The sequence below is a fragment of the Pseudoalteromonas sp. MMG033 genome, from assembly GCF_057197785.1.
The window spans coordinates 3523810-3544660 of sequence record NZ_CM170070.1; the positions used below are offsets into that span (position 1 = coordinate 3523810).

General features: G+C 41.4%; 14 protein-coding genes. 11 read left to right on the forward strand and 3 right to left on the reverse strand.

Annotated features, from left to right (window positions below):
- The first annotated feature begins 215 nt into the window (after nucleotides 1-215).
- From astB to AC2CZC_RS15415, 7 genes are all read left to right on the forward strand, one after another.
- Nucleotides 216-1553, forward strand: coding sequence for an N-succinylarginine dihydrolase (gene astB, locus AC2CZC_RS15385; protein WP_484582462.1), 1338 nt, complete (start codon nucleotides 216-218; stop codon nucleotides 1551-1553).
- A gap of 437 nt (nucleotides 1554-1990) precedes the next feature.
- The gene (locus tag AC2CZC_RS15390; RefSeq protein ID WP_484582463.1) at nucleotides 1991-3334 is read left to right on the forward strand and encodes a tetratricopeptide repeat protein; all 1344 of its coding nucleotides are present in this window, start codon (nucleotides 1991-1993) and stop codon (nucleotides 3332-3334) included.
- Entirely contained in the window at nucleotides 3324-4532 is a 1209-nt protein-coding gene (locus AC2CZC_RS15395; RefSeq protein WP_484582464.1) for a FecR family protein, read from the forward strand. Before AC2CZC_RS15390 ends, AC2CZC_RS15395 begins: the two co-directional genes overlap by 11 nt.
- Before the next feature lie 7 nt (nucleotides 4533-4539).
- Complete coding sequence (locus AC2CZC_RS15400) at nucleotides 4540-10266, forward strand: Ig-like domain-containing protein (protein ID WP_484582465.1); 5727 nt, start codon at nucleotides 4540-4542, stop codon at nucleotides 10264-10266.
- Nucleotides 10267-10281: 15 nt separating this feature from the next.
- On the forward strand, nucleotides 10282-11097 hold the full coding sequence (locus AC2CZC_RS15405) for an MBL fold metallo-hydrolase (protein WP_484582466.1): 816 nt from the start codon (nucleotides 10282-10284) through the stop codon (nucleotides 11095-11097).
- A complete protein-coding gene (locus AC2CZC_RS15410) occupies nucleotides 11097-13322 on the forward strand; it encodes a CHASE2 domain-containing protein (protein WP_484582467.1) in 2226 nt (741 codons plus the stop codon). Before AC2CZC_RS15405 ends, AC2CZC_RS15410 begins: the two co-directional genes overlap by 1 nt.
- A gap of 17 nt (nucleotides 13323-13339) precedes the next feature.
- The gene (locus AC2CZC_RS15415) at nucleotides 13340-14998 is read left to right on the forward strand and encodes an HD domain-containing phosphohydrolase (protein WP_484582468.1); all 1659 of its coding nucleotides are present in this window, start codon (nucleotides 13340-13342) and stop codon (nucleotides 14996-14998) included.
- On the opposite strand, the gene AC2CZC_RS15420 is transcribed toward AC2CZC_RS15415, so the two are convergent.
- Together AC2CZC_RS15420 and AC2CZC_RS15425 are read right to left on the reverse strand one after the other, a co-directional pair.
- A complete protein-coding gene (locus tag AC2CZC_RS15420) occupies nucleotides 14999-15370 on the reverse strand; it encodes a VOC family protein (RefSeq protein ID WP_484582469.1) in 372 nt (123 codons plus the stop codon). It lies immediately after the preceding gene.
- Between the two features lie 77 nt (nucleotides 15371-15447).
- Nucleotides 15448-16050, reverse strand: a complete 603-nt coding sequence (locus AC2CZC_RS15425) for an acyl carrier protein phosphodiesterase (RefSeq protein ID WP_484582470.1) — start codon at nucleotides 16048-16050, stop codon at nucleotides 15448-15450.
- 241 nt (nucleotides 16051-16291) lie between these two features.
- On the opposite strand from AC2CZC_RS15425, the gene AC2CZC_RS15430 reads away from it, so the two are divergent.
- The 4 genes from AC2CZC_RS15430 to AC2CZC_RS15445 are packed head-to-tail and all read left to right on the forward strand — an operon-like array spanning nucleotide 16292 to nucleotide 19555.
- A complete protein-coding gene (locus AC2CZC_RS15430; protein ID WP_484582471.1) occupies nucleotides 16292-17041 on the forward strand; it encodes an ABC transporter permease in 750 nt (249 codons plus the stop codon).
- A gap of 2 nt (nucleotides 17042-17043) precedes the next feature.
- A complete protein-coding gene (locus AC2CZC_RS15435) occupies nucleotides 17044-17709 on the forward strand; it encodes an ATP-binding cassette domain-containing protein (RefSeq protein ID WP_484582472.1) in 666 nt (221 codons plus the stop codon).
- A 3-nt stretch (nucleotides 17710-17712) separates the two neighbouring features.
- Nucleotides 17713-18750: an MlaD family protein gene (locus AC2CZC_RS15440; RefSeq protein ID WP_484582473.1), complete on the forward strand. Its 1038-nt coding sequence runs from the start codon at nucleotides 17713-17715 to the stop codon at nucleotides 18748-18750.
- Nucleotides 18743-19555: a hypothetical protein gene (locus tag AC2CZC_RS15445; RefSeq protein WP_484582474.1), complete on the forward strand. Its 813-nt coding sequence runs from the start codon at nucleotides 18743-18745 to the stop codon at nucleotides 19553-19555. Before AC2CZC_RS15440 ends, AC2CZC_RS15445 begins: the two co-directional genes overlap by 8 nt.
- Nucleotides 19556-19569: 14 nt before the next feature.
- Here AC2CZC_RS15445 and AC2CZC_RS15450 read toward each other — a convergent pair whose 3' ends face one another.
- On the reverse strand, nucleotides 19570-20745 hold the full coding sequence (locus AC2CZC_RS15450; protein ID WP_484582475.1) for a GGDEF domain-containing protein: 1176 nt from the start codon (nucleotides 20743-20745) through the stop codon (nucleotides 19570-19572).
- Nucleotides 20746-20851 lie beyond the last annotated feature (106 nt).

Genomic DNA, 20851 nt, shown 5'->3' on the forward strand with positions numbered 1-20851 from the left:
TAAATTGATATTCATGGATTTTATATTACGTATATTCTGACTGGAACCACAATTACCTCCTATATTTCAATTTGGCACTAAACTTGATGTTCTAGCGAATAAGCAGATTTGGCTAGCTGAAATTCTACTTATTCGCTTATCAGTAGGTGAATCTGAGCTCATCAACAAGATGTATCTAACTAAAATTGTGCAAAATGCACCAATAGGGGGCAATAATGAACTTCTATGAAGTTAATTTCGATGGACTTGTCGGGCCATCACATAATTACGCAGGCCTGTCATATGGAAATGTCGCTTCAAAAGCAAATGCGAAAAAATTCTCTAATCCTAAACAGGCAGCGCTACAAGGATTAGACAAGATGTACGCTTTGGCACAGCTGGGCTTACATCAAGGCGTGTTAGCACCTAATGCGCGTCCAGATTTAAAAACGCTACGTGCTCTTGGCTTTGGTGGCAGTGATGGCGATGTTATTGCTAAAGCAGCCAAGTTAGAACCTCAACTACTCAAAGCATGTTATTCAGCATCGTCAATGTGGACAGCAAATGCGGCTACGGTGTCGCCAAGTTGTGATACGCAAGACAGGAAGGTTCATTTCACGCCTGCTAATTTAAACAATAAATTACATCGTGCAATAGAAGCTGAGACAACGTCTCGTATTTTAAAGCAAGTCTTTAGTGATAATGATTATTTTGCGCATCATGAACCGTTACCACAGCATCCCCTTTTTGGTGATGAAGGAGCTGCAAATCATACTCGTTTGGCTGACTCGTATAATCACTCTGGTTTAGCTTTGTTTGTCTACGGACAAGACAATCATAGTGATATTAGGCCGTCTAAATTTCCTGCTAGACAGACACGCCAAGCAAGTGAAGCGGTTGCACGCAGCCATATGCTTAAAACTGAAAACTGTCTTTTTATACAGCAAAACCCGGATGTGATAGACGCCGGTGTATTTCATAATGACGTAATAGCGATTGGTAATGAGAATGTATTTTTATTCCACGAACAGGCATTTTATGATCAGCAAACGTCAGTCAAGAAAATCCGTGAGGCTTATAAAGGTAGCCGACCTTTGCACTTAATTGAGGTCTCAAATACGGATGTGAGTGTTGAACAAGCGGTACAGAGTTACATTTTTAACAGTCAACTAGTTAGCTTGCCTAATGGCGGAATGGCATTGATAGCGCCGAGTGAATGTCAAAAAATCAATGAAGTTGAAACCTATTTAAGCGCACTTAAGCAGGCAAGCAATCCAGTTAACGATGTTATCTATATGGATGTGAAGCAAAGTATGCAAAATGGGGGCGGGCCTGCTTGTTTGCGTCTGCGTGTAGTTTTATCTGAGCTTGAGCTTAAAGCCACAAATCAAGCTTGTTTGTTGGATGAACAGCTCTATAGCACATTATCAATTTGGATAAATAAACATTATCGTGACCAGTTAAGTGAATATGATTTGGCTGATCCCCAGTTTTTGAAAGAAAACTATGCGGCTTTAGATGAGTTGACACAGATCCTAAAACTTGGATCTGTATATGATTTTCAAAGAGAGTAATCACTTAAGTTAGGCTATTCGCAAGAGTAGCCTGAACAAACATCGTTTTAGCTTGTTTTACTCATCAATTGTTACCCCTTTTAAATTTCAAAAATTATCGTTTTCTGTAAGATATGAATGCCTAGTATCGGTCTTTAATTACGATATTACTTTATTGACCACTTTTATCTTTTTCTTCGAAATTAACGCGAGTCTGAATGGTGTGCTTGATTTTGTGCACTACATGAATCTTTGCAAAAAGTTGTGATTATCTATATCCCTCGAAAATGTACCCGAAATCTAAAGTGAATTTTTAACGTCCTTGATTATACTTTGCATATCTCTATCTAGGCATGTTTTATGTTTTCTGGTCGTTAGCGGGTCGACGGTTAGATAAAGAGGTCTTGCTTGGAGTAGGTAGTGATGAACATACGATAACCAATGATAGGTGATTAGCTATGTCACTAGTACTTCGATGCGCACAGTACGTTTTTATAACCCTTGCTAGCTTGAGTAGTTCAATATGTCTAGCACTGGATAATCCATCTCAATCTGATGAGAAATTGAAACAAATCCTTAGCGATATTAACGCTAACTTAGTTGAAAAAGACTATCAATCAGCATATCAAAAAGCGGAAGCTGCAAGTGGCGAGTGGGCTGGAGAGCCAAGTTTTGACTTTTTGTATGCTCAAGCGGCTTTAGAACAGGCCAAATATGATGAAGCTATTTTTGCATTAGAGCGAGTGTTGGTGAGCTGGCCAGATCATATCCCTAGCCATTATTTATTAGGTTTAACCTATGCGAAACAAAAAAACTATGCTCAGGCTAGTAGCGTTTTTTCAGATTTGTTAAATGCGCAATTAAGTTCGACAATGCGTGAGAGGGTAAGTCAAGCATTAGAAGCAATTGATCGCAATACGCAAAAACTGGAGCAGTCATTTAACCACGCAATCTCGCTTGCACTGGGTCATGATTCCAATGTGAATAGCGGGGCGCTGGATGACAGAATTGTTATTGGCGGGTTGCCTCTCACACTAGGCCAGAGCAGCTTGAAAACATCAGATAACTTTATGCGGTTTAAGTATCGTTTTAGAGGTAGTTGGCAGCAAACTCAATATCAAGGCTGGCGACTGGACGTCAATTATTCAGATCAGCGTCACAAGGATGCAGATCAGTTTGATAGATACCAAGGCAATATTCGCTTTGGCTATGAGCATAAAAAAGATGATTTAACGCTCACCACAGGTGGTCAGTTTGGTGTTTTAGCACTGGATGATAATACCTATCAACAAGATATCGGATTGTATGGCTCTGCGCAATACAACATATCATCTCACTATTTCGCTGCTTTGAGCGGCTTTATTTTTTCGCAAAACAATGTTCAAGACCGAAACCTTGATAGTCGTATTTATACGATTCAAGGATCTGCAGGGTATTCATCAGCATTATGGCTGGTGAGGACGGATATTGGATACACCTGGCAGCCTGCAAGATATGAAGAGGGTGAGCATTATGGCCGAGATTATAACTTTATTTCCGGATCGGTAAGCCATAAAACCGGAGAAAAGGGGTTATTGAGCTTTAAAGCGCAATACAGAGATATTGAACATCGTGCAGATCACCCACTTTTTTTGTCGACAAGAAATGAAGAGCTAGTGATTCTGAATTTGAATTGGCAGTACAGATGGAGCCAAGCGTTGAGTATTGACTTGTCAGCTTCCTACTACGACAAACATAGCTCAATTACCTTATATAGTTACGATAGAACAGAATGGTTCACGGGAGTCCGTTATGAATTCTAACTTTAAGTTGATTGTAAACTTTACATCAATATCAAGTGCCATGGCTCTCGCTGTCGTATTGCCATTTTTTGTCCATGCTGAACAAGCAGGGAAAACCATTATGTCTCGTGGTGATGTGGTTGCGACAGACAGCAGCAATGCGTCACAACGAGATCTCAAAAGGCGTAGCCCAATTTATAATGTCGATGTTGTAAATACGGGTGAATCAAGTCAGGCCCAGCTCAGAATGCAAGACGGCGCGCTCATCGCGCTCAAAGCTCAAACTCAATTGAAGATTGAAGAGTACTCGCTGGGCAGTGCTGAAGGTGGCTCAGTAGTGATGGAGCTTATCTCTGGCGGACTTCGAACGATTACAGGTGAAATTAAGGGTGATAAAAGTAACTATAAACTAAAAACACCTGTCGGCAGTATTGGGATACGTGGCACGCACTATGAAGTCGAATGGAAAAATAATGCATTATTTCTGGCTGTTTGGGACGGTACGATTGAGTTAGATATGAGTGGTGCAACAGGTGCTGAAGGGCCTGTATTACTAGGTAAAGGCGGCGATTTTTCTTTTGCGAAGGTGAGTGAGAATGGCGCCGTTACATCACTGCTTAAACCCCCTTCTGAGCTATCTTCACTGTCTTCTTCAGTAAGTTCATCTGCACAGTCAAATGACACTGAAGAACAAGGCACTACGATTGCGAGTGCTGAATTAGACCCGACTGAACAGCCAACCCCCATATTGGAGGGGAGCTTTGCTCAAGTAGCAAATGATGTATCACAAAATGAGTTCATCAATGAACAAGAACTAGATAGCTTGGGGACCGCAGATATTGGTGAGTTGATTGCCGAGCGAACTGGAAGCACAGATTATACGGTACTTGAAAGCATAAATGCCAGCTCAAGTTTAGGCGCTGTAAGTGCGATAAATATGCAAATGACAGTTAATTTTGATCGAGGAACTGTTGAACAAGGGGCTTTGTCCTTTCAGGATTCGGGTGGTGAGTGGTTTGCAGCATTTAATGGTTTGATAACTACTGAAGGTATGGACCTTGGTGTTAATTTTGCCTCTCATGGAAATAACTTGGCTAATGGGACCATTCAAAGTCGATTTATAGATGGGCTTGAGAAGTTGAGTGGTGACTTCAATTTAAGAGAAATAGACAACCCGAGTGTGACTGCTCGTGGTGATTTTCTATTAGGCCAGCCTTAGGAGAAATATGATGAACCTAAGTGCATTGATACGAATTTTAGCTGCGATTATATTTGCGACGGCTATTGCAGGTTGTGGTGGTGGGGATGATAGTAAACCACTTCAGCAAAATAATAACGTTACCGAAGCGGCTGAACAGCCAACACTTTCTAGTTCTGTCACTTTTTCAAGTTCGCCTGTTGTGGTGGATTTTTCTTATCAACCTAAATTCAGACATGCTCGATTAGGGGCAACGCAGATAGTTGATGAGCTGATGATAAATGGAACCGGTGATCTTACCCATCCTCAAGGTGCGTTTACTGAACGCGGAAATATCACGGTTGCTGTTGATAATATTGAAGACCCTGATGGTATTGCTCGAGTACTTTTGGGCTTTGATAATGCAGAGCAAGCTATTGAGTTATGCAGTGCAAATTGTGGCTCGTCTTTTAAATTTACTCAAACCGGAGTTAATCCATTTGACTTTGGCCAGCAAAGTGGCACTGTTAATCTTCAAGTGTGGGTAGAAGATCTCAATGGCAATCTCAGTGTAGTGGCGATTAAACAGGTGAACTGGCAGCCGCAAAGCATCGTCGTTGAGCCTGCACAAAGGCAAGATGATGGCACTGTCGAGATTAATTGGCAGCCTCTTGATGGCGCACTGAGATACAACGTTTATTTGTCAGAAGAGCCTGTAAACAGTCGCGCGACGATCAATTCACTGCCAGCTGGCAATCGATTTGTTGCTTTGACACAGACCACTCAGTCATTTTCAGGTTTGGAGCCCACAAAGCACTATTACGTTATGGTAACAGGCATAGATGGTAGCGGTGAAAGTGCTTTTAGTGAATCAATCCTGTTGCCTGCTACTGAGAATACACCACCAATTGCAAGAGATGATAATTTCTCTGGGCTTCAGTTTGAGTCTATTTCTGGCAATGTGTTAAGCAATGATGACGATTTAGGCTTTGGCCCTATTGAAGTGCTAAATGAGCTTATTACAGTGCCATCAAATGGGACTGTTGATATTTCTGCAAACGGGATCTTTACATACACGCCGAGTGATAACTTTTTTGGTAATGACAGTTTTGTTTATCAAATTCAAAATTCGCAAGGAGCAACGGCTCAGGCGACTGTTACGTTGGAAATAGAAGCGGTAAGAGTTTCAATACTTACGCTTAATAATAGTTATGTAGTTGAAAAAAACACTGAGTTGGCTGTTACTGGGCGCGGCGTACTTGTGAATGATGTGCATTTATTGGATCAAGCACTGCAAATGGACACCCAGCCAGAGCGTAATGTGGAAAATGGTGCTTTGACACTAAACTCTGATGGTAGCTTTATTTATGTACCAAATAGTGAGTTCATCGGCGAGGATTCATTTATTTACCGCGTACGCAGCAACGACGGTGAGGTACAGCTAGCAGAAGTCTTTATTTCTGTTCAAGATAACGTCACTAGCACTGCGCCCGTCGCAGTGAATGATATGTTTGAGACCAGCGAAGATTTTATTTTGTCGGTTAGCTCACCCGGCGTATTAGAGAATGACACGGATCAAGCGCTGGATAATGTTTCGATTGGTATTGAGACAACCACAATGAGTGGTACTTTGGAATTGACCGAACAAGGCGGGTTTAGATATATCCCTAATGCAGACTTTTCTGGACAGGACTTCTTTATTTATAGCATTACCAATGAAGCAGGTTTGAGCGCAAATGCTTTTGGTTTAATTAATGTCATCAGTGTCAATGATCCACCTATGGCCGTGGATGACTCTATCGAAGTTGCACAGGGTCAACCAACTGCAATAAATGTAACAAGTAATGATAGTGATAAAGATGGTGAGCTGGTTTTATCGACATTAGAAATTGTTATGCAGCCAATGCACGGAAATCTTTCGTTTGATTCAAGCAATGGGCAATTTATTTATCAGAGTGATGCCAATTACCGAGGTCCTGATTATTTTGTTTATACAATAGATGATAATGAAGGTGCTAAATCTAACGAGGCGCAGGTACAAATATTTGTTACGGGAGAGAACACAGCCCCCATGGCTGTAAATGACACTGCCAGCACTTCCCAAGATATACCTGTAGATATTGATGTGCTGTCCAACGACTCTGACTCAGATGGTACGTTAGTGTTTAGTTCTATTGAAATCACGACAAATCCAGAAAACGGGCAAGTGAATATTAATTCAAGCGACGGTATTTTAGTCTACACGCCAAGTTCAGGGTTCTCTGGTACAGATTCATTCCAATACAGAGTTCAAGACAATGAGGGTCTGGTTTCTAATATCGCGTCGGTTACTGTGACGGTACAAGCTGTTAATCAGGCTCCTGTCGCAAACGCAGATAGTGCACAGGTGGAAATTGGTGTATCGGTTGTGGTAGCTGTGTTGGATAATGACATTGATTCAGATGGCATGATTGATGGTAGTACTGTTGAGGTAGTCGCAAACCCTAGTAAAGGCACTGTTAATGTTGAGTCTACCGGAGAGATTTTATATGAGCATACAGGCACATCCGTAGGCAGTGATAGTTTTTCTTACAGGGTGCGAGATACAGAAGGGGCGCAATCAAACATTGCAATAGTCTCTATCACAATAGTGGAGCCGGATACTACGCCAATAGCGAATGCAGATACAGCGTCACTTGATAAGAACACGTCCGTTATGATTGATGTGTTGAGTAATGATGATGCCAAAAGACAGACGTTAAATTTATCTAGCATCGAAATAATCAATGATGTAGAGCATGGTGACACTTTTATTGATACATCTACAGGCTATATTAGTTATATTCCAGTGAGTAACTTTGTTGGTACTGATAGCTTTACGTATCAAGTTATGAATAACTTAGGTGAAACTTCCAATGTTGCTACAGTCACCATTACAGTATTACCCAGAAATTACCCACCTACGGTTTCACCCAACTCTGCAAATATAGACACAAATGTGTCAAACGGTGACCTTGTGCTTCAAATTGCAGCTGTTGACCCTGATGGTGATGGAATTAGTTATGCATTGAGTGGCACGAACGCCAGTTTATTCTCAGTAGCAGCGAATGGACATGTTACTGTTGCCAATGCACCTCAAGTAGTGAGCAATGGTGAGGCGGTATATAACTTAACCGTTGAAGTGTGTGACGATATTTCCCCTCCTTTATGTACCAGTGCGCAAGTCACTATTAATGTTAGTGTTGCGGTGCAAAGTTTTGTCGCGAATAAGCTTACTTCATTTGGTACAGATGGAGAGCAGGTTGTTCGTTTAAGGGCAAGCAAAGAATACCATGAGTATGGGCAAACTATTTTATTGCCAGATGGTAAGTTGCTTACAGTTGGTGGAGTTGGTAAATACGAGGCCAGTGTAAGCAGAAGCATTCACCGAGCTGCTGTGAGCAAGTTAAATGCTGATGGGCACTTTGATAGAACGTTTGCAACTAACGGAGTTTTCACCAGTTATTTTGGCATTGAAGTAGCAGGACAGCCGCAAAATATAGTTGCAAGTTCGGTTACTACAGACGGTGAGAATAGAATTTATGTAGCAGGCTATGCAGACTTTGGTTCGACTAAGGAGCTGCTCATATTTAGGCTATCAGCAGATGGTAACCATGATACCAGTTATGGTGCTGGCTCTGGTTACACTCAGTTGCCATTGACGTCTGGTGCAAGTGTAGAGCCTGTGGCTATATTTGTAGATGATGCACAGGTTGTCACCGTCGTTTCGAACGTGACTGTTGGAATGCAAACGACGGTAATGGTTCGAAGAATTGATCATACTGGAGGGGTAACGGGATCTTTAGATATTGCTCCCAACGGGTCTCAGTTTGCAAATGGTGCAATACAATTAAATAGCACCATACTGATGTACGGTGAAACTACCTCTGAAACTACCTCTGAAACAGACAATAATGATAAAGATATACTATTAGCACGTATTGACAGTACAAGCTTGAATTTGGATACATCTTTTGGAGCTGCTGGTATAGTTCAGCTTGATGTTACATCGTCGTCATTTAATGACAGAATAAACGACGCTATTCAATTGTCGGATAACAAGATTTTAGTCACGGGAGATACATATTTACCCGGTGGTACGTTTAAGTCTGCATTTGTTATGCGCTTATCTAATGACGGTGCGCTTGATACCGACTTTGATACAAATGGTTATAAAGTATATGAATTTAATGAATTACCATCTTCAACAATTACCGACTTGGATTTGAGTGCTTGGCATGCATCTGGAAAAGGTATTTTTGCAGATGATAGTCATTATTATATTAGTGTAGGTAGAGGTTCTTCAGCTGACAGCGAATTTGTTGCTCAAATGTTTAGGGTATCTCATGGGGGAGTGGCAGATAGCAGTTGGGGATCCGATACTGGGGGACCGACCGTTCTCAATCAGCAGGGTTTAACACTAAGTGACTTGATTCGCACTCAGCAAGGTTTTTTACTACCCGGTTATCAATACAACTTAATTGGAAATAACTTTTTTAGATCGTATTGGTTTGCCGAGTTTGCCTTATCGGGAGCATTTAATACCGCTTTTGGTAGTAATGGTCAGATAATAGTCACGGTCGGAAATGCTGATGAAAGGTTTGAATATGGTTTCGCATCGTCCTTACAAACTGATCGAATTTATATAGTGGGTGATGCTAAAACATCTTATGGAAATGACGTGCCTTATATTTATAAATTAGACGCTACAGGGAAAGGTAGCTCTGATTTTGGCAATTTGGGTAAAGCGCAGGTTTTTACTGGTGTTAATGCTGTTGCAACTGCTTCTGCTCAGTTAACTTCCGGTAATATATTGATGGCATTCCAAGATGTTACTTCTACTACTGAAGCTTATATTGCTAGCTTTGCGAATGGCAACATACAAGATACCTCATTTACAGGGGGGCTAAATAATGGGATTTTGCAAATTGCCGCGAGTGATTATTCAGGCGAGTCAATGATAGTTAAGCGATTATATGGGCTTGCGACAGGCGGGTTTCTGATGTTCGCAAAAGTATTTGATGGCTGTATAAATCAAAGTCATGGCTTTGTCTTCACCAGCTCTGGTGTGCTATCTGATGAATTTAAGTATCCAATACCAGGAGAGCCTGCTTGTAATACGTCAGCTAGGAGTATTGATTTTGTTCATCCAGTCTCGACCTTCCTTGTCGGTGTAGGTACTGATGAACAAATATTCCCTGAACCACGAATTATTCTTGCTAAAGCGACTGTTACCGGTGCATTAGATACAACTTTTGGCACTAACGGCGTTGCGGAATTAGATATCGGTTTATCTTCAGGAGAGTCGCTTTCACTTACTGGATCTTTGGTTGATTCTGAAGGCAGATTTGTGATCTTCGGCACCGGCGGAAGTAAGAACTTTGTAATGAGAGTCAATAGTGATGGTTTAATTGACAGCACATTTGGTTCAGGGGGGGTATTGATGTTTGAGCAGTTAGGCACAACCCCAGTTGTTGTTAAACAAGGCTGGGTCCAAAGCACAGGTGAGCTGGTATTATTCCTACAAGAATCAAGCGGTCAAGGTATTTACATTGCTCGGGTTAAATTAGCTGATGATGCGGGTACTTTCGATACAGCGTTTAACTCTGTCGGTTATCAAAACTTCTCGGTGTCCATGACAGGACAGCTTTCCACTGCTATTAGTTTAAATAATGGCGATAGTTTTGTACTGGTTTTACAACAGGATGAGCCTAAGGTCATTGTGTTGCAAGCAGGTATCATTGAAATAGCTGACTAGCGAGGTTGATATAGAATGCAGTTAAAATTCTACGGTGTGCGGGGTTCTATCCCCACACCGGGACCAAATACAGTCAAATATGGTGGCAATACGGTGTGTGTATCACTGCAAAGCCAAAGCAATACACACATTATCTTAGACTCTGGAACAGGTATAAGGCTACTTGGTGACGAGCTAATGAAAGATAAGCGGGATATTTATATTCTGCTTAGTCACAACCATTGGGATCATATTCAAGGCTTTCCGTTTTTTGTGCCTGCATATATGCCAAATAAAAATATTACAATCATTCCAGGTGTAACTGATGCTCAGGCACCTGATGCGATTTTGCGGCAAATGGATGGCAGCTATTTCCCTGTACAATATGATGATTTGCCGTCAACGGTGAAAATTGTGCAGCAGCAAAATGATACTTGGCACTATCATGATATTAAAATTGAGCGTATGGCGATGAATCACCCCGGTGGTGGTAGTGCATATCGCTTAACGGTTGATGGGCTAAAAATAGTTTATGCAATTGATAACGAGTTGTACCCTCCGAATGATCCTGTGACGAGTTTTGATAAGTGGATTGAGTTCGTCGATGGTGTTGACTATTTAATCCATGATGGGCAGTTTATCCCCAGTGATTACCCTTTAAAGATGGGGTGGGGGCATTCGCAGATTAAAGATGCTTTAGACTTAGCGGTAAAAGGCAAGGTTAAAAACTTAGTTCTGATTAGTCATGACCCTGCAAGAACAGATGATGACCTGGACCAAATAGCACAAGACATTGGCAAGCAGGGCTACGATTTTAAAATCATTATTGCCCATGAGGGGCTCATAATTTAATGAAACTAGCTAAGCATTTTAAGCTATATCGACTTCAATGGGCAGCTGGTTTTATTATTACGTTTTTATTTATATTACTTCATCTACTAGCTTTGTCTCCTGCAGCGCCTTATGGGCAAGTTCTAAAACGCTTTGAAGGATTGGCATATGATGTACGTCTAAAAGAAACTCTTTCTTGGCAGCAAAGGTCATTTTTACCTATCGTGATCGTTGATATTGACGAGCAAAGCTTGATTGAGGTTGGTCGCTTCCCTTGGAGTCGCCACGTAATGGCAAAGCTACAAGACCAACTTGCTGCTGCTGGCGTCTCTGTTGTTGCATATGATGTTTTGTTTTCCGAGCCAGAGCTTAATCCAGCGAACCAAGTTGCCAATCACTTAAGTGAGTTAGATCAAGATACTACAAGTAAATTACGGTCAATTGCGCCTGAAATTGACGCAGACATCGCCTTTTCAAAAACACTCGACGCCACAGATACTGTTTTGGGTATGTTGTTTGAACATCAACAAGATATTTTAGTAGGGAAGCTACCTGCTCCCATTTTCGCCAGTGAAATAATCCCCACAGACCTTCCAATCCCTGATTTTGCTGGACATGTGGCGAATGTAAAAGTGCTGCAGCAAAATAGCCCGGGCACAGGGTTCATAAATAGTGCGCCTGATGGTGACGGTTTTGTACGTTATTCTATGTTGATGATTAAACACAACAACAACGCTTACCCAGCATTGGCTTTAGAAGCAGCAAGATTGTATACCTTGGCAGATACTGTCGAGATTGTTGCTAAGCCATTTGGTGATGGACACAGTGTGCAAGGGATAAAGTTAGGCACAACATTAATCCCAACTGATGACTATGGCCGTGTAGCTATTCCATTTCGAGGACCTGCGTTCAGCTTTCCTTATATCTCTGCTATTGATGTAATTAATGGTGAGGTAGATAAAACATTATTCGACCAAGCCATCGTCTTTGTGGGTACATCCGCCGTTGGTCATGCGGATCTTCGCACCACGCCGGTGGGCGTTCAATATCCGGGTGTTGAAGTACACGCAAACGTATTAGAAGGGTTAGTTTTTCCTGAGCTGCTGCCTTCAAGACCTGATTGGATAGATGGTGCTGTAGTTGTATTACTGATCTGTTTAGGCTTAGTCACCTCGATTGTGTTACCGCTACTAGGCGTACTTGGCATGACATTATTTGCAGGAGTTATCACCTCCTGTTTTATCTTCTTTAGTTTTTATGCTTGGGTTGTTTGGCGATTAGACTTCCCCCAAGTTGCAACACTTGGCCTGATTATTTCGCAAACTACCGTACTAGGTAGTCTTGGTTTTGTGAAAGAACATAAAGAGCGTGTACAGATAAAGTCGATATTTGATCAATATGTACCACCTGCACATATTGCTTCCATGCTAGAGCAACCCGATCAAGCCTCTATGGAAGGCGAAAAGCGTGAAATGACGGTCTTGTTTGCTGACATACGTGAATTTACCAGTATTTCCGAGTCATTGGACGCGGGAAGGTTAAAAGCTTATCTGAATCAGTATTTTTCCCCAATAACCAAGATCATATTTGAGTATCAAGGCACGATAGACAAATACGTTGGTGACATGGTGATGGCATTTTGGAATGCCCCATTATTGGTTGAACAGCACCCTGAACTCGCTGTTAAATGCGCCATGCAAATGCAGCAGCAGGTAGAGGATTTGCAAGCACAAATGATCGAGCAAGGTTTCCCGCCTTTTGCGATCGGTATCGGATTAAATACCGGTGATATGAATGTCGGCGACATGGGGTCTGAGTATCGACGAGCTTATACTGTGCTTGGTGACGCCGTTAATTTGGGCTCTCGTCTTGAAGGATTAACCAAGTTTTACGGGGTAGGTGTACTTGTGAGTGAAATGACCTATGAGCAGTGCCCAAATATTATTTTTAGACCGATAGATAAAGTAAAAGTAAAAGGGAAAAGCCTAGCAGTAACTATTTTTGAGCCAATCGCGTTAAAAAATGCGGTGACACAGGCACAGTTTGATGAATTAAAACAGCACGAAGCAGCTTGGCAGTTGTATTTATCGCAATCTTGGCAGGAAGCTTTGTCAGCTTTTACTAAACTAATAGAGTTACAACCGCAAAGAAAGATTTATCAGCTTCTTTGTGAGAGAGTGCGTGAGATGCAGTCGAATCCACCGAGTGAAAACTGGGATGGAAGTTATACGCACAAGTCAAAATAGTATGGGTGTATAGGGCCATGGATCTGTCAATTCGTAGCACAGTAGCTGAAGAAGACATCATAGAGAGTCAGGTTGCATTAAAGCATCTGCTTAAATTAGCGATTGAGCTGTCGTCAGAGCATGATACCGACAGGTTATTAGAGCATATTTTGGAGTCTGCAATTGCACTGAGTAATGCAGAAGGCGGAACAATTTATTCTGTCTCAGAAGATGCGCAACTTAAATTTGCCACACTGATTAATGAGCCGCTTGGCTTACATATGGGAGGGACATCCGGTAAAGAGATACCATTTCCCGCGATCCCAATATATTTAGAAAATGGCTCTCCAAATGAAAGCGCATTGGTGGCGCTTGCTGCAGCTAAAAAAGATGTTATCCGCATTGACGATGTTTATGACTGTACAGATTATGATTTATCTGCAGCCAGAGCAATGGATAAAAAAACAGGCTATCACACCCAGTCCGTATTGACGGTCCCTATGGCAAATCATGAGCGTGATTTAAATGGCGTATTGCAACTGATAAACCCTCGCAGTAAAGATAAAGTGGTTAGGTTTTCTTCAGACTTAGTAGAATTGATCTGTTCCATGAGTTCATTAGCGGCCGTTGCTTTAACTAACAGGCAGTTAATTGATGATATGGAAACACTCTTTCAGGCATTTACACGCTTAATTGCAAAAGCGATAGATGAAAAATCGCCTTACACAGGAGGTCATTGCCGACGCGTACCCGAGTTGACCATGATGATTGCAGATGCGGTGCATGATGCGCAATCAGGACCCATGGCTGAATTTATAATGACTGCTGCAGATAGACATGAATTATCGCTTGCTGGGTGGCTTCATGACTGCGGGAAAATCGCAATTCCAGAATATGTCATGGATAAAGCCACTAAGTTACACTCTGTGTATGATCGCATCGAATTGGTAATCGCTAAGATAGAAATTGCTAAAAGGGATATTGAGCTTGATTACACAAAGCAAATCATTAAAGCGGAGATGCTAGATCAGCAACAAAAAGCAAATAGCTTGAAAAAAGAATTACAACGTGCTTTGCAAACGTTAGATGATGAGAGTGAGTTTTTATCTCGAGTAAATATTGGCGGTGAATTTATGAAAGAAGCCGATCAGCACCGAGTACAAAACTTGGCAGATAGCTATCAGGTTTCAATTGCGGGCTTTGAACAGCCCCTACTATCAAATGAAGAAGTATATAACTTGAGCATAGCCAGAGGCACCTTAACAGCTGAAGAGCGAGTTGTAATTAATAAGCATATGGATATTACACTTGAGATGCTTGAGGCATTGCCTTTTCCAAAACATTTAAAGCGTGTGCCTGAGTTTGCGGGAGGACACCATGAAAAAATGGATGGGACAGGTTACCCAAAAGGCCTTACCAGAGAACAGATGTCAGTACCTGCACGGATCATGGCTATTGCCGATATTTTTGAGGCATTAACTGCGGCAGATAGACCCTACAAAGACGCGAAGCCATTGAGCGAGTGTTTGTTTATTATGGGAAAAATGAAGCTCGGAGACCATATTGATCCGGACTTATTTGATGTATTCGTCAGCTCTGGTGTGTACTTAGAGTACGCTAGGCAATATTTGAAGCCAGAGCAAATAGATGAGGTAGATATAGATAAAATTCCCGGATATAACAAACCTGAAGGGTAATTAAGTAACACGCCAAGGTGGGTTTAAGCGGTTTTCTCCAGCCCAGTAGAGTTTAATTTTATTGTTAGACGGGTCTAACAATATGGCTTCTTTCCAAAGGTACCTCTCCATCGTAGGTAGTTGTTTAAACTCAACGCCTTTATCTACAAGCTCTGCAACCCACTGCTCTAATTCAGGGTGTTCAAAATATATCACAGCGCCGTTGTTAAACTTTTCATCTTCAAGCGAGAGTGAAAAAGAACTTGTGCCTTTTGGGCATTCAAATCTAGCATAATGTGGCGTATCTACAATTAATGTGAAGCCAAGCAGCTGATAAAAGCTTACTGATTTTTGCATATTGGTAACGGGCAGAGTAACTTGGTTTAAATTCATGCTTATTGTTTTCTCTGTTGGTGTGTTTAAAACCATAATTTCAAACAATTCAGGCACTGTAAACAGCAAAGTAGTTGTTAATTATTTGAACTATCTTGCTTTTCAGGACCGTAGCAACGTATATGTTCAATAAGGTCAGGGAAAAAGCTTAAAAAAGATTGCTCAAGTGGTTCAAAGTGGTCAGAAATCTCGACGCCTATGCCATGAAATCCGTTTTTAAACCGTATCCTGTTGGCAATATTATCAAGCGCTTGAGTAGTGCCAGTAAATGAACGGTACTGGGTAAACCAATCATGCGTAATGACATTTTTTATGACCTTTTGCATAGGTGGGTGCATGATGGGCAGCTTTTGACTAAGAAGCCGATAGCTATTACTTTTGAACTCATCAAAATGACAATCGCTAAACTGATCCCAGTGTTTAATCAATAAGTGGTCGTACAATACATCAATAGCAATCCCTGAAAAACGTCTACGTTTGGCGGTAAATAATGTTTTTGATTGTTTAACTTGCGGATGAGTGTCGGTGAATTTGTCTACCAAAATATGATTTGTTAGCGCTCTTTTCGTCTGTGGTGATAGGGTTTTTGTGTCCACGCCTTTTTGAAAATCACCAAGCAAGTTGCCATGGTAAGACTCTGCATTGTTTTGCGCGAGGAATAAGTGGGCTAGATAATTCACAGATCACCGTTTTATCATATATGGAAAAAGTGGTTTACTCACTACTATTACTATGCGGGCAATGGACAAATTATCAATAAGCGCGAACTGAAAACCTTTCCTTTAACAGTTATTTCCCTAAAAAGAAAATTATTGAAATCGCGGCCACTAACTAAGTTGTTCTGCTAACCTTAACTTATGAGCCCTTATAAAGACGACCATTGATGCCTGATCTACTGAACTTTGATAGCGAGGTACAGTTATGATTGCATATGGATTTTTGCCTTTTTCAGCCTACGTTATCTCGGATTTTATCTTTTTTCACCGTAATCGCTCTATTAGTGTTGACGTGCTTGTTAGACAGGTTCGCTTTACCGGAGTAGAAGCGCTTGGGCTGGTGGTATTAATAGCCATGTTGATAGGAGCGCTCATTATCGTACAAGGTTACCCGCTGTTAGCCGCGATAGGCCAAGGTAATTGGATTTACGATATCTTAATTTCTACCATAGTGCGCGACTTGGGACCATTTATAGTGTGTTTTATTGTGTTAGCTCGTTCAGGGACCGCAATCACTACCGAGCTTGGTAATATGGTTGTCAGCAAAGAAATTGATGCATTAGTCGCAATGGGCGTCTCGCCTATTTCTTATCTTGTCGCCCCCCGTGTATTAGGCATGATTGTATCCCTAGTTCTGCTCATGAGCTATTTTGTAGCATGTGGTATTTTTGGTGGCTATTTAGTCAGTAACGCATTTCAATCAATCCCCGTAAGTACATTTTTCGCAAAGCTAATCAGTGAATTACATTGGTTGGATATAGTCATTATGCTTTTGAAAGTTGCATTATCAGGCTTGTTTATTAGCCTAATTGCCAGTTATCACGGTTTGACTGTGAATCGCGCGATTACAGAAGTGCCGCAACGTAATATTAAGGCGGTTGGCAGAGGGCTTATTTCAATTTGCTTAATTCATGTTTCTCTGACTTTGCTGTACGTGATAATTACAGGCCAATAGTGATGCAGATTGAGTTTAAAAATATCTCCCACAGTGTGAAAAGCAGGGTCATATTTAGTGATATAAACGCCCATGTAAACAGTGGTGAGTGTCTAGTTGTGTCTGGACGCTCAGGGTGTGGGAAGACCTTATTTTTTAGCATTGCCAGTGACATCATCAGACCTGATGGAGGGGAAGTACTGATTGATGGTTGTAATGTGCATCAAATGAATGCGCAAAAATATGCTGACTTTCGAAGAGACTTAGGCGTGGTATTTCAATTATCAGGGTTAATTTCAAATTTAACCCTAGAAGAGAACTTTTTGCTGCCACTAAATCGTCATTGCAAAGAGTTAGATAAAGCTGAGAAATATAGCCGTATTAACGCGCTAGCTGATGAGTTTGCTTTGACGCAATATTTACCACAGCGTACCGAGATGCTTTCATCTGGTCAGGCATCTTTGGCGGGTCTTGCGCGCGCACTGTTATTGAAGCCTAGAGCGGTGATATGGGATGCACCTATGACGGAAATTGATGAGCAATGGAGTCATTATGTGTTGAAACTCTTGTTAAAACTTAAAGATCAAGGCACGACATTGGTTTTATGTTCAAATCGAAAAGAGGTGATCAGTAACTTGGCGGACGAGCAGTTAGAGCTTAATGAGCTGTTTTGTTTGTCGGAGTGTTAGAGCATGCAACATAGCGTAAATAAAACAAATAATATCGTACTGGTTTTTGGCATTGCGGGTATTTTGATGTTGCTGATCTTGACCTCAATGATCTTGGTAAACAATCATACTTTTGCCGATAAAACGTATTATAAAACGGTGCTTCAAGACGCAAGTGGGTTGAGTGCGTTGCCGGCCATTTACTTTAAAGGGTTAAAAGTAGGGCGAATAGATGGGTTCAGATTGAATCACGACACCAATTTGATTGAAGTTGATTTATGGATATTTCAGGAATATCAAAACAAGGTCGTCGAGTATGCTGTATTAGCCGGCGAGCAGCATCCAATTTTTGATGATGTAACGACCTTTGAGCTGATTTTACCTGATAAAAAACGTGTTGATAGCTATATTCAATTGGCACCAAATAGTTTTATTCCACATATCAATAGTGAGCTAGGTAAAAGTTATGTGGAGCAGGGGGCAATTGCTCAAAAAGGCGATGATATTGAGAGCATACTTGCCAGTATTAACCAGCTTTTACAGAACTTTCAAAAAGAAGATAACCCCGAGGCTGGAGCGATATTTAGAGTCTTAGACCGTGTAGCAAAAATTAGCGACAATTTGATGGTGGTGAGTGAGGAGGTCAGAAGCAGTGATTTGCTGCCAGATGCCGAGCGCACACTGGCTCAAAGCCAGCAGGTACTTGAGCAAATGCCAAAAGTATTAGCCCAAATTAATACCACGCTGTTAACGACCGAGCGCCTAATGGGACAAGCTGGTACTACTCTAAATAACTACGCATCCCCAGCTGAGATTGTCGGAGATATAACCGAAGGCCAATTACCGATTGTACTGAACAACCTTAACGAAAGTCTTACCGTGATGCAAACCATGCTTAAAGAAGTGCACAGCGAACGTGAGCAATTTGCCATCGCGATACACAGCATGCAGCAAGTGTTAGATAAAATGGATAAGACCTTACAGGCGCTTAATAATCATCCCATTCTGAAAGATGGTATTGAAAAACAACCGCAAACCAGAGGGATAGAGATGCATGATTAGAAGTTTGGTATTGGCAATGGTGTTTGTATTGATAAACACAAGCTGCTCAAGCGCGCCTGAAAAGCAATATCGCGTGACAAAATATTTGGATTTGGCAAATACCTGGATGGCGCGAGGAGATAGAAAAAGGCAAGAGGAAAAACTAGATCTTGCTTTAAGTAATTACGACACAGGTCTTAAATATGCTCATTTACGAAATGATTTGACGTTAATGGGGATTTTGCAGCTTAAAAAGGCGACGATTTATATTAATCAAAGTCGATTTGAATTTGCTTTAAAGCGCATTGAAAAAGCGAAAGCGCTGCATAAATATGAAGGGGCTGAATTAAAACTTCCTATAAGAGCGTTAGAAGCAAAGCTTGCACATGCACAAGGTCGCTTTAAAGAGGCGTCAGCCTCTGCCTTGGCGCTAAGCGAGGCATATAAAGATGATAATGAGCGCAGTATTTACTATCGCTGGTTAGGTGTGATGTACTCAAGCGACAGTATAATGTTATGGGAAGAAATGGACAGAGATTTGCGCTTGCTGGATAACCTGAAAGCGCGTGGCGAGCTTGAAAATATAGAAATATTATCATTTGTTGTATATAACAATGCTCTGTGGAAAGTGCGTGATAAGCATGCACAGGCACAAATAGCAATTGAGCAGGCAATCGCACACTTTTCAGAGTTAGAGTTGACTAACAAGATTAGAGATTGCTACGCGCTTGCCGTTAAATTATATAAAGCTCATGGAAATGAAGATAAAGCAACTTATTTCCTAAAACGTTTGGATAGTTTTAACCCTTATTCAAAAGCGCAATAAATTGTTGTGCTATGTTATACGTCTTCTATTAAGTGTAGCTCACTTCGGTTTCTGCCATTGTGCTTGGCTTGATAGAGTGCGTTATCCGCTTGTAATTGGGTTGCTTCAAATGCTGCTTTTGATACAGTTTCAGTGCTAGCAATGCCTGCACTCAAGGTTACTTCACCAACTTGTGTGTTGACTTGCGCTAAGCTGTGAGTAAAAGCACGCCTTATTTTTTCGGCCAGTTGCAGTGCATGGGTCGGGTTGCTATCGAATAAAACGATACAAAATTCTTCTCCTCCCCAGCGGGTAACAAGGTCTGATGCACGGACAGAAGCATATAGTTGTTTACCTACATGAGCGAGAATTTGATCGCCAGTTTGGTGTCCGAACGTATCATTTATTCTTTTGAAATGATCAACGTCTAACATGATAACAGTTAAAGAGTGACATTTTCTTTGTGAGAGGGGCATGATGTTATCAAGGTATTTAGACAGACCACGACGATTGAGTAGTGCTGTTAATTCGTCGTGATGGGCTGCGTATTCAAGTTTTCTCACAAACCTACCTGCACTGAGTAACATGAGTAATGGGATACCTGCGACAATACCAATTAAAGCCACTACCCAAGTGTAACCGCCCACCCAACTGAACTGCTCTCCGATACTGGGTAATGCGCCGAATGCACCATAAAGTGTATATACAAAACTTAAAATCAGCTCTAGGAGCACAACAGATACAGTGATTTTTACAGCGATATATTCGTTTTTATCTTGCTTGGCATGTTGCCACAGGGCCCAAGCATAATTTGCTCTAACGTAAAGCAGCCAAACGCCAATCACCAGCAGCCGCATTGAGCGTTCCGGTATAATCAGCGTAAATACTAAAGACAGTACCAAAACGGGTGCGATTAGAAGTAAAACTTTTTGTTTTGAAGGCGGACTATGTACAAAGTGCCAAGCCCCAATTAACCAGAGTGCATGCCCGATAATAAGACAGGTATTAAAGGTCACAACCATGATATTTCTTGGTAATCCTTGCAGGGTTAACTGAGAAAGGTAAGCAACGGATAGGATACCAAGCGCAATGGCCCAATATCGCGCGCCCTCAATAGTCTGGCTCATCCTTGTTATGGCACTTAATACAATTGCGCCAGTTATTGATGCGATGAAAAGTGAGAGCATTAAGGTTAAGTCATGAACTTGCACTTATTACATGATCCTTATCAAGTCATAGGAAGTGACTTTGAGTTGAATTGTTCTCCAAACTTGGAGCCCAATAAAAGCTTAGCAAATGTTGATGCTTTTGCATTAG

Coding starts and splice junctions, on each gene's coding strand:
- astB (WP_484582462.1), top strand. CDS start 216: ATGAACTTCTATGAAGTTAATTTCGATGGACTTGTCGGGCCATCACAT.
- AC2CZC_RS15390 (WP_484582463.1), top strand. CDS start 1,991: ATGTCACTAGTACTTCGATGCGCACAGTACGTTTTTATAACCCTTGCT.
- AC2CZC_RS15395 (WP_484582464.1), top strand. CDS start 3,324: ATGAATTCTAACTTTAAGTTGATTGTAAACTTTACATCAATATCAAGT.
- AC2CZC_RS15400 (WP_484582465.1), top strand. CDS start 4,540: ATGATGAACCTAAGTGCATTGATACGAATTTTAGCTGCGATTATATTT.
- AC2CZC_RS15405 (WP_484582466.1), top strand. CDS start 10,282: ATGCAGTTAAAATTCTACGGTGTGCGGGGTTCTATCCCCACACCGGGA.
- AC2CZC_RS15410 (WP_484582467.1), top strand. CDS start 11,097: ATGAAACTAGCTAAGCATTTTAAGCTATATCGACTTCAATGGGCAGCT.
- AC2CZC_RS15415 (WP_484582468.1), top strand. CDS start 13,340: ATGGATCTGTCAATTCGTAGCACAGTAGCTGAAGAAGACATCATAGAG.
- AC2CZC_RS15420 (WP_484582469.1), bottom strand. CDS start 15,370: ATGAATTTAAACCAAGTTACTCTGCCCGTTACCAATATGCAAAAATCA.
- AC2CZC_RS15430 (WP_484582471.1), top strand. CDS start 16,292: ATGATTGCATATGGATTTTTGCCTTTTTCAGCCTACGTTATCTCGGAT.
- AC2CZC_RS15435 (WP_484582472.1), top strand. CDS start 17,044: ATGCAGATTGAGTTTAAAAATATCTCCCACAGTGTGAAAAGCAGGGTC.
- AC2CZC_RS15440 (WP_484582473.1), top strand. CDS start 17,713: ATGCAACATAGCGTAAATAAAACAAATAATATCGTACTGGTTTTTGGC.
- AC2CZC_RS15445 (WP_484582474.1), top strand. CDS start 18,743: ATGATTAGAAGTTTGGTATTGGCAATGGTGTTTGTATTGATAAACACA.